Below are 9,606 nucleotides of genomic sequence, written 5' to 3'. Positions count from 1 at the left end.
CGCTTGACCCTCACGTAGCGTAACGTTCGAGACTCCAGTGTGCGACCCGAATGGAGGAACGAATGCGACTGAAAGTGGGAGAACTGGCGAAACGCAGCGGGCTGACCGTCCGCACGCTTCATCACTATCACGCAATCGGTTTGCTGACGCCTTCGGCGCGCGCCGACAACGGCTACCGGCTGTACGACCGCCACGACATCGCCCGGCTCCACCAGATCCAGGCGCTGCGTCGCTTCGGCCTGTCGCTCACCGAAATCGGCGACCACCTGAACCAGCCCGACACCCCGCTCGTCGATCTCGTCGCGAAGCAGATCGCGTTGCTCGACCGTCAGCTCGCGCAGACCGCGCAGCTGCGCGAGCGGCTCGTGAGCCTGCATGCGCAGCTCGCCGCGGGCACGGAGCCGGAGCTGGCTGATTGGCTCACCACCCTGGAGTTGATGACCGTGTACGACAAATATTTTTCCGAGGAAGAACTCGCACGCCTGCCGATGTACCAGAAGAGCCAGGCGGGCGACGCCGAATGGATCGCACTCGTCGACGACGTTCGCGCGCTGCACGACGCAGGCGTGCCCGCCGAAGACGAACGCACCCGTGCGCTCGCCAGCCGCTGGATGGCGCTGCTCGTGCGCGACACGAACAACGATCCGCGGCTGCTGGCGAAGCTGAACCTGATGCACGAACACGAACCGGCGATGCAGTCGAAGATCGGCATTTCGACCGCACTGCGCGACTATGTGCTGCGCGCGTCGTCGGAAAACAAGATGCGGATCTTCGAGAAGTACCTCGCGCCGGACGAGATCCGCTTCATGCGGGCGCACTACGGTGAAAGCGCAATGGCATGGCCGCAGCTGATGGGCGACGTGCGCGACGCGATCGATGCGGGCGCCCGACCGGATTCAGCGGAAGGCCGCGCGCTCGCGCAGCGCTGGCTCACGCTGTTCTGCAGCTATGCCGGCAACGATCCGGCCACGCACGCGAAATTCCGCCAGGCGATGATGAGCGAGCCGTCGCTGACGAAGGATTCGTGGATCGACGACACGTTGATCGGCTTTGTGCGGGACGCGATGGCGCAGCTTGCGCCTGCGCGATGAACACGTTGAGCGCGTTGAGCGCATGACGGTGCGGGCGGCCGGCGGATTTCCCCCCGTGCCGCTCGCTTCACCTTTGCAACCCGTGCGCGGTGCGCGGCCAGCGTGACGACGCGCGACCGGAGGCCACCTCGGCACCGGGCGGCTGCGATGTGTCAGTCCGGCTCACCGACACCGTCATCGCTGAACGCGAGCAGGTCGCCGGGCTGGCAGTCGAGATAGCGGCAGATCGCCTCGAGCGTCGCGAAACGGATGCCCTTGACCTTCCCTTGCTTGAGCAGCGACAGATTCTGTTCGGTGATGCCGACGGCCGCCGCGAGATCCTTCGAGCGGACCTTGCGCGTCGCGAGCATCACATCGAGCTTGACCACGATCGACATGGCGCGCCTCAGACGAACTGCCGATGTTCGGCATCGAGTTCGCTCGCCTGCCGGAGAATGTGCGCAATGATCGCAATGCAGGCCGCGGTGAACAGCGCGACCACGTACGGCAGGCTGAAGCCGATGCTGATCACGCGATGGCCGACCGGTTCGCGCAATGTCGCCCACAGGCTCAGAAGCGGTTCGCACAGCAGGCTCAGCAACACCCACAGGCCGATCGCCCGGCCCGTCTTGCCGAGATGGCCGGCCGCTTGTGCAGAGAAATAGTCGCGGCGTGCGTAGGTGCGGAACAGCGCGCGCAGATGGCGCAGGCCGTTCGCGAGTGCAATCAGCGGCACGCTCGACAGCAGGATGCCGAAGGCCTTCTGCCACCACGGGAAAGCCGCGACATCCACGTTCAGGTTCGAGATCACCGAATCGGTGAGGCCGAATACGAGACCGGGCCCGGAGGCCGTGTTCAGCGACGGAAACGCCCAGCACGCGGCGTTGAGCACCAGCATGCCGACGATGAACCACAGCGTGACGGTGGCCATCTGCTGGCTGATACGGGCAATGCGATCGGAATGCATGCGAAGTCCTCGACGGGAAATGAACGTGCGTCGATTGTACGACGATAATTATCGTAAAACGATAATTAATTGTTGTCCTACCATGATTTCTTATCGCACTGCATGTTCGACCCGCGTCGACACGCGCGTGCTGCACGCACCGTCGCAGTCGCCAAGCGCCCGCCTACCGATAGTCGCGCACGCTGATCCCGTGCCAATGCTTCGTCATGTAGCGCAGGAACGCGGGCTGGGCTTTCAGGTCTGCATTCGGCACGGGCGCCGCGCCGCCGTCCATGAACTTGCCGTTGACCGTGACGGTTTCCTCGCCGCGCAGCACATACTTCGTGCCCTGGTCGATCAGGAGGTACTTGACCTGGTCAGCGCTGACGTCGCCGCGGCAACCGATCTTGTACGCGAACAGGAACTGCTTGCGGCCGTTGCCGAGCAGGTCACGCATTTCGATCGACGCGGGCACGACGTCGAGTATCACGTCGACCGGGCATGCCTTCACGTAATCGCGCACGGTCCAGTCTGGCCGGCCGTCGAGTGTCGCGGCAACCTTGAGCTCGAGGTCATCGCCTGACGCGGTTCTCGCGAGCGTCACCGCATGCGCGCCGGCCGCATCGTTCCATGTGTATTCGGCGGCGGCCTGCGCCAGGTTGCACAGCGCAGTGCATGCAAGAAACAGGCAAGGCGGAAGGACGCGTGTCTTCATCGGCGAGGTGGAGGCTGGATCGAACGCGCCATTATCGACAAAGCCGCCTGCCGCTGCCAGCCACCCGTCGCATGCGCCCGTTCAGCGCTCGCGCACCCCGAGCCCGAGCGCCTTCATCCGCCGGTACAAGGTCCGTTCGCTCATCCCGACCTGCTCGGCGAGCGCCTTGCGCGTGCCGTCGAACGTGCGTGCGATGCGCACGAGCTCCGCGTCCGACACGCCGCGCGCATCGGCCGCCCGGTCCTGCGGCACCGCCGCTGCGGCGACCAGCTCGGCCGGCAGATGCTCGATCCGGATCGTCCCGTCGTCCGCGAACAGGCACGCGCGTTCGAGCACGTTGCGCAGCTCGCGGATGTTGCCCGGCCACGCATACGCATCGAGACACGCGCGCGCGCGCTCGGTCAGCACGAACGGCCGCGTACCCGCATCGCCCGCACTGGCGCGCGTGTTCGCGATCCGCCGCAGGATCGATTCGGTCAGCAGCGCGACGTCCCCGCGGCGGTCGCGCAGCGCCGGCAACGGAATCGGAAACGCGTTGATCCGGTAGTAGAGGTCCTGCCGGAACCGGCCATCGTCGATCATCTCGCGCAGCGGCTTGTGCGTCGCCGCGACCAGCCGGAAATCCGCGCGCAACGCCTCGACGCCGCCGACGCGGCGGAACGTGCCCGACTCGATCAGCCGCAGCAGCTTCACCTGCATCGGCAGCGGCACGTCGCCGATCTCGTCGAGAAACAGCGTGCCGCCCTGCGCAGTCTCGACGAGGCCCGGCTTGCGCTGGTTCGCCCCTGTGAACGCACCCTTCTCGTAACCGAACAGTTCGCTCTCGAACAGCGTCTCGGCGATCCCCGAGCAATCGACGACGACGAACGGCCCCATCGCGCGATCGCTCGCCTCGTGCAGTGCACGGGCGAACAGTTCCTTGCCGGTGCCCGATTCGCCGAGCAGCAGCACCGGCAGCATCGACGGCGCCACGCGCTGCAATGCGCCGAGCGCCGCATTGAACGCATCGGCGCCGCCGACGAGCCCTTCCGCGCTCGGCTGCGCGGACGCGCTGCGCACCGTCGTCAGCCGCTCGACGTACGCGATTACGTTACCGTGCGCATCGAAGATCGGCCGCAATTCGACGTCGACATGCTCGGGGCCGCGCGGTGTGTGATGGATGTGCAGCACGCGGTTCAGCCCGCGCGATTCGAGCGCCTGCTTCATCGGGCAATGCTCGCCGGCCTGGTCGCACGGCACGTCGTAGTGATGCGAGACCTCGAAGCAGTGCCGGCCCACGTGCTCGACGCCGGCGACGCCGAACTGGCGCCGGTACGCATCGTTCGCCGCGAGGATGCGGTAGTCGGGATCGACGACGATCATCGGCTGCGGATCCTGCTCGAGATACGCGACGAGCGCGCGCACGTCGGGCATGACGTCGTGGCGCGACGCGGGGACGATCGGGATGGTGTCGTGCGGATTCATGCGGACTCGGTGAAGGGGCTGCCCGACGCACTGCCAGGCGGACTGCCAATTCTGCCACGACACTGCCAGATGTGGCAGTCCACTGTGACAGACGGATGCCGCCGACGCCCCGCGCATCGCGGCGGCCGCGCCAAAAACCCGAGCCGAATCAAGTCCCTGGCAGATCAGCCGGCACTGCGCTGCAAGCTGGCACGCTTCTTGATTTACCGATCCCGATGAAAGATGCAGAACCCGATCGAGGACACCCCGTGAGCCATGCCACCACCCTGTCGGTCGAAGGCTTTTTCGACCCGGCGACCCACACCGTCAGCTATCTCCTGCTCGATACCGCGAGCCGCGCGTGCGCGCTGATCGACAGCGTGCTCGACTACGACCCGAAATCCGGCCGCACGCATACGGCCAGCGCCGACCGGCTGATCGCCCGCGTCGCCGAACTCGGCGCGGACGTGCACTGGCTGCTGGAAACCCATGTGCACGCCGATCATCTGTCGGCCGCGCCGTACCTGAAGGAACACGTCGGCGGCCAGATTGCGATCGGTTCGCACGTGCGCCGCGTGCAGCACGTGTTCGGCACGCTGTTCAACGCGGGCCCCGGCTTCGCGCAGGACGGCCGCCAGTTCGACCGGCTGCTCGACGACGGCGACACGCTCGCGCTCGGCGCGCTGACGATCCGCGCGCTGCATACGCCGGGCCACACGCCCGCGTGCATGACCTACTGCGTCGACGACGCGACCCAGCGCGCGGCATTCGTCGGCGACACGCTGTTCATGCCCGACTACGGCACGGCCCGCTGCGACTTTCCCGGAGGCGACGCGCGCACGCTGTACCGCTCGATCGCGCGCGTGCTCGGCCTGCCACCCGACACGCGCCTGTACCTGTGCCACGACTACCAGCCGGGCGGCCGCGACGTGCAGTTCGAGACGACCGTGGCCGAGCAGCGCCACGCGAACGTGCACGTGAAGGACGGTGTGACCGAGGACGATTTCGTCGCGATGCGCACCGCGCGCGACGCCACGCTCGCGATGCCCGTGCTGATGCTGCCGTCCGTGCAGGTCAACATGCGCGCCGGCCACCTGCCCGAGCCCGAAAACAACGGCGTGCGCTACCTGAAGATCCCGCTCGACGCGATCTGAGCCGCGCGCCCCACCCGGAGAACCCCGACATGACCATCCGCAAGCTGACCGACGCGCTGTCGGTCTCGCCGCAGATCGCGGCGGCCGACCTGCCCGCGCTTCACGCGGCCGGCATCCGCGCGATCATCTGCAACCGCCCCGACGGCGAAGGCCCCGACCAGCCGACCGTCACCGAGATCCGCGCGGCCGCCGCGCCGCTCGGCATCAACGTGCATTACCTGCCGGTCGATACGGGCAAGGTGACCGACGACCAGGCCGCGCAGTTCGGCGCGCTCGTCGCGTCGCTCGAAGGCCCGGTGCTCGCGTACTGCCGCAGCGGCACGCGTTCGGCCACGCTGTGGGCGCTGTCGCAAGCCGGCCTGCGCCCGCTGAACGACATCGTCGCGACGGCCGCGGCGGCCGGCTACGACCTGCGCGCGCTCGCGTCGCGGGTCGTGCAAGGCGGCAGGCAGGCGGCACCGGCCGTCGACGCGCGGCACGACATCGTGATCGTCGGCGCGGGCGCGGCCGGTATCGCGGTCGCGTCGAGCCTGCTCGCGCGCGATGCGTCGCTCGACATCGCGGTGATCGACCCGGCCGATGTCCACTACTACCAGCCGGGCTGGACGATGGTCGGCGCGGGCGTGTTCCGGCCCGAAACCACCGCGCGCCGGATGACCGACGTGCTGCCGCGCGGCGTGCACCGGATCCAGGCCGCCGTCGCGGGCTTCGAGCCCGACGCGCAGGCGGTCGTGCTCGACGGCTGCCGCCGCATCGGGTATCGCAAGCTCGTCGTGTGCCCGGGGCTCAAGCTCGACTGGCACGCGATCGACGGCCTCGCCGACACGCTCGGCCGCAACGGCGTCACGTCGAACTACCGCTACGATCTCGCGCCGTACACGTGGGAACTCGTGCGCGCGTTCCGCGGCGGCAACGCGCTCTTCACGCAGCCGCCGATGCCGATCAAGTGCGCGGGCGCACCGCAGAAGGCGATGTACCTGTCGTGCGACCACTGGCGGCGTTCCGGCCGCCTGGAAGCCGCGAACGTCGAGTTCCTGAATGCAGGCGCCGCGCTGTTCGGCGTCGCCGACTATGTGCCCGCGCTGATGGAGTACGTGAAAAGCTACGACATCGCGCTGTCGTTCGGCCACAACCTCGTGTCGATCGACGGGCCCGCACGCCGCGCGACGTTCGCACGCGCGCTGCCGGACGGCGGCAAGGAAACCGTCGTGCGTTCGTTCGACATGATCCATGTCGTGCCGCCGCAGAAGGCGCCCGACTTCGTGCGTTCGAGCCCGCTCGCCGACGCAGCCGGCTGGATCGACGTCGATCCGGCGACGCTGCGGCACCGGCAGTTCCCGGACATCTACGCGCTCGGCGACGCGACCAACACGACCAATGCGAAAACGGCCGCGGCCGCCCGCAAGCAGGCGCCCGTCGTCGCGCACAACCTGCTCGCGTCGCTCGGCCGCGCGCACGGCGACGCCGCGTACGATGGCTACGGCTCGTGCCCGCTCACCGTCGAGCGCGGCAAGATCGTGCTCGCCGAATTCCTGTACGGCGGCAAGGTCGCGCCGACCTTCCCCGCGTGGCTGATCGACGGCAAGCGCCCGTCGCGGCTTGCGTGGCTGCTCAAGGAGCGCGTGCTGCCGCCGCTCTACTGGAAGGCGATGCTCAAGGGCCGCGAATGGCTCGCGAAGCCCGCGATCGCACGTTGACCGGAGCCCGCTGACGTCATGCTGATTTCCCTCGTACTGGGTGGTTTCGTCGGTGCCGTGCTCGGCCTGACCGGCGCCGGCGGCGGCATCCTCGCGGTGCCCGCGCTCGTCGTCGGCATGGGCTGGCCGATGCAGCAGGCCACGCCCGTCGCGCTGGTCGCGGTGGCCGGCAGCGCCGCGCTCGGCGCGCTCGAAGGTTTCCGCCGCGGGCTCGTGCGCTATCGCGCGGCGCTGCTGATGGCCGTGGCCGGCGTGCCGCTGACCACGCTCGGCGTGCGGCTCGCGCACGTGCTGCCGCAACGCCTGCTGCTCGCGCTGTTCGCGCTGACGATGCTGATCGTCGCCGGCCGCCTGTTGCGGCAGGCGCTGCGGCATGCGCCGGTCGACGCCGACGCGTCGCCGCTGTGCGTCGGCCGCGTGAATCCCGATACGGGCCGGCTCGTGTGGTCCTGGCCGGTCGGCGTCGCGCTGGCGTCGACCGGCGCGATGACGGGCCTGATGACGGGGCTGCTCGGTGTCGGTGGCGGCTTCGTGATCGTGCCGATGTTGCGCAAGTTCACGAACGTGTCGATGCATGGCGTCGTTGCGACGTCGTTGATGGTGATCGCGCTCGTCGGCACCGGCGGCGTGTTCGCGACACTCGTGTCGGGCACACGCGCACCGCTCGACGTGACGCTGTGGTTCACCGTCGCGACCGCGCTCGGCATGGCCGCCGGCCGCGGCGCGTCGCACCACCTCGCTGCGCGGCACGTGCAGGCGGGGTTCGCGGCCGTGCTCGTGTGCGTCGCGCTCGGGCTGCTGGCGAAGGCGGCGTTCGGCGCTTGAGGCGATGCACAATCGGGCGCGGGAATCGAACCCGCGCCCCGCCCACGACGCCCTTCAACCGTCGCGAATTTGTCAGGACCGCATGCTAGACTCGCCGCCGCGCGCCCATCCATCGCGCGTCGACAACGAATAATTATTCAGGAGTCCGGCCATGCTCGTCACCTCCGTCCATCGCGCGGCAGTCGCCGCGTTGCTGCTCGCGCCACTCACCGCTCTCGCCACGCCTGCCTATACGGCAGCGTTGACGCTCGCCAGTCTCTCGCCGTCGGTCGGCGGGACCGACAAGGCAACGCTGACGCTCACCAACACCGGCACCGAGCCGGCCACGGCCGGCCTCTTCATCGGCATGCCGGCCGGCTTCACCGCCGGCGGCTTCACGAACGCATGTGGCGGCACGCTGGCCAGCGACGGCACCGCGCAAGTCGCGCTGTCGGGCGCGACGGTACCGGCCGGCGGCGCCTGCACGTTCAACTTCACGCTCGACGTGCCGCCCGTCGCGGCACTTCCGCCGGCTGGCGCGCGCAGTTTCACCGTCACGGGCAATCCGGCACCCGGTCTCGCGACGCTATCCGCCGCCACCGCACCGACGCTGTCCGGCTTCCTCGGTTCGACGCCGGGCCTCTACAGCAACACGTGGTTTCCGTCGACGGTGCGCAGCGTCGGCACGCTCGACCTGTTCATCACGCCGCAGACGGACCCGGGCCCGAACTCGAACGTGTTCTGGTCGAACCAGGTCAATTCGCTGCACGGCTACACCGGCCTGCAGTCGACCGAGCTGGTGTCGGCCAGCGAAGGCGTCGGCAAGCAATTCCTGTTCAGCCTGTGGGGCGCCACGGCCGCGAAGCCCGGCACGCCCGCGAGCGCCGGCATCGGCGCGGGCAGCTATTGCACGGTCAGCGGCTCGGCGACCGACGGCAGCGCGGGCGCACAGTGCCGCTATCGCTACGACTGGCAGGCAGGCCACACCTACCGGTTCCGCATCACACCCGACGCGAACCAGGGCCCCGGCTGGTTCAAGAGCAACGTCACCGACGTGACGCCCGGCTCGGCCGGCGACAGCTTCGACATCGGCAGCATCTATGTCGGCACGACGCAGACGCAAGTGCCCGTTTCGTCGATCAGCCAGTGGGTCGAATATTTCGACTGGAACTCGAGCCGCACGAGTTGCACGTCGATCGCGTACACGGACGCGCAGTTCAGCATTCGCGCGTACGACGCGATCGGCAACGCGGTGACGGTGCCGGCACCGTCCGTCACGGTCAACAAGACCTGTCCCGCTGGCGATGCGAACGCATCCGTGTCGAACGGCGTCGCGACGCTGATCGGCGGCCCGCAGCAATCGGCGGCCGGCCTCGTGAAAGCGAACGGTATCTGCCTGACCGCGTCCGGCGGCCTGGCCGACGGCCATCCGGCGGTGCTCGGTGCCTGCCCGACGCTCGCATCGGTGCACACGTCCGGCGGCACACACTTCAATCCGCAACTGTGGGTCGTCGCAAGCGACGGCACGCTGCAGACCAAGTACAGCTACTGCCTCACCGCGCAGGGCAACGGCGCGCTGCTGCGCACGTGCGCGGCCGGTGCGGCGGATCAGCAATGGCTGGTGAAAGCCGGCGCGGCACCCGGTTCGGCGCAGCTCGTGTCGCCGTCGACGGGCCGCTGCCTGGCGCCCGCCGCCGGCAGCACATTGACGCTCCAGCCGTGTACGGCCGCCACGGCAGTCTGGACGACGCCCGGCAAGAGCTTCGCGTACTGACCG

9 protein-coding genes are annotated in these 9,606 nt (G+C 68.7%); 5 read left to right on the top strand and 4 right to left on the bottom strand.

The window, feature by feature from the left end:
• Nucleotides 1–62 precede the first annotated feature (62 nt).
• Nucleotides 63–1,091 (top strand): MerR family transcriptional regulator, encoded by a 1,029-nt coding sequence (locus LGN19_RS11755; protein WP_226214768.1) that lies wholly within the window; start codon nucleotides 63–65, stop codon nucleotides 1,089–1,091.
• A gap of 152 nt (nucleotides 1,092–1,243) precedes the next feature.
• Here LGN19_RS11755 and LGN19_RS11750 read toward each other — a convergent pair whose 3' ends face one another.
• From LGN19_RS11750 to LGN19_RS11735, 4 genes are all read right to left on the bottom strand, one after another.
• The gene (locus tag LGN19_RS11750; RefSeq protein ID WP_027787308.1) at nucleotides 1,244–1,468 is read right to left on the bottom strand and encodes a helix-turn-helix domain-containing protein; all 225 of its coding nucleotides are present in this window, start codon (nucleotides 1,466–1,468) and stop codon (nucleotides 1,244–1,246) included.
• Nucleotides 1,469–1,476: 8 nt separating this feature from the next.
• Nucleotides 1,477–2,037: a DUF2975 domain-containing protein gene (locus tag LGN19_RS11745; RefSeq protein WP_122945490.1), complete on the bottom strand. Its 561-nt coding sequence runs from the start codon at nucleotides 2,035–2,037 to the stop codon at nucleotides 1,477–1,479.
• 163 nt (nucleotides 2,038–2,200) lie between these two features.
• A complete protein-coding gene (locus LGN19_RS11740) occupies nucleotides 2,201–2,731 on the bottom strand; it encodes a M949_RS01915 family surface polysaccharide biosynthesis protein (protein ID WP_226214766.1) in 531 nt (176 codons plus the stop codon).
• A gap of 81 nt (nucleotides 2,732–2,812) precedes the next feature.
• The gene (locus LGN19_RS11735; protein ID WP_226214765.1) at nucleotides 2,813–4,195 is read right to left on the bottom strand and encodes a sigma-54 interaction domain-containing protein; all 1,383 of its coding nucleotides are present in this window, start codon (nucleotides 4,193–4,195) and stop codon (nucleotides 2,813–2,815) included.
• 215 nt (nucleotides 4,196–4,410) lie between these two features.
• On the opposite strand from LGN19_RS11735, the gene LGN19_RS11730 reads away from it, so the two are divergent.
• From LGN19_RS11730 to LGN19_RS11715, 4 genes are all read left to right on the top strand, one after another.
• Entirely contained in the window at nucleotides 4,411–5,328 is a 918-nt protein-coding gene (locus LGN19_RS11730; RefSeq protein WP_264173016.1) for an MBL fold metallo-hydrolase, read from the top strand.
• A gap of 29 nt (nucleotides 5,329–5,357) precedes the next feature.
• Complete coding sequence (locus LGN19_RS11725) at nucleotides 5,358–7,025, top strand: bifunctional protein tyrosine phosphatase family protein/NAD(P)/FAD-dependent oxidoreductase (protein ID WP_226214764.1); 1,668 nt, start codon at nucleotides 5,358–5,360, stop codon at nucleotides 7,023–7,025.
• Between the two features lie 18 nt (nucleotides 7,026–7,043).
• Complete coding sequence (locus tag LGN19_RS11720) at nucleotides 7,044–7,850, top strand: sulfite exporter TauE/SafE family protein (protein ID WP_122945495.1); 807 nt, start codon at nucleotides 7,044–7,046, stop codon at nucleotides 7,848–7,850.
• A gap of 151 nt (nucleotides 7,851–8,001) precedes the next feature.
• Nucleotides 8,002–9,603 carry an RICIN domain-containing protein gene (locus LGN19_RS11715; protein ID WP_226214763.1) on the top strand — a complete coding sequence of 534 codons (1,602 nt, stop codon included), beginning with the start codon at nucleotides 8,002–8,004 and terminating at the stop codon, nucleotides 9,601–9,603.
• Nucleotides 9,604–9,606 lie beyond the last annotated feature (3 nt).

The sequence above is a fragment of the Burkholderia sp. AU30198 genome (genome assembly GCF_020419825.1).
GTDB lineage: Bacteria > Pseudomonadota > Gammaproteobacteria > Burkholderiales > Burkholderiaceae > Burkholderia.
This window is presented reverse-complemented; position numbering and strand designations above follow the sequence as displayed.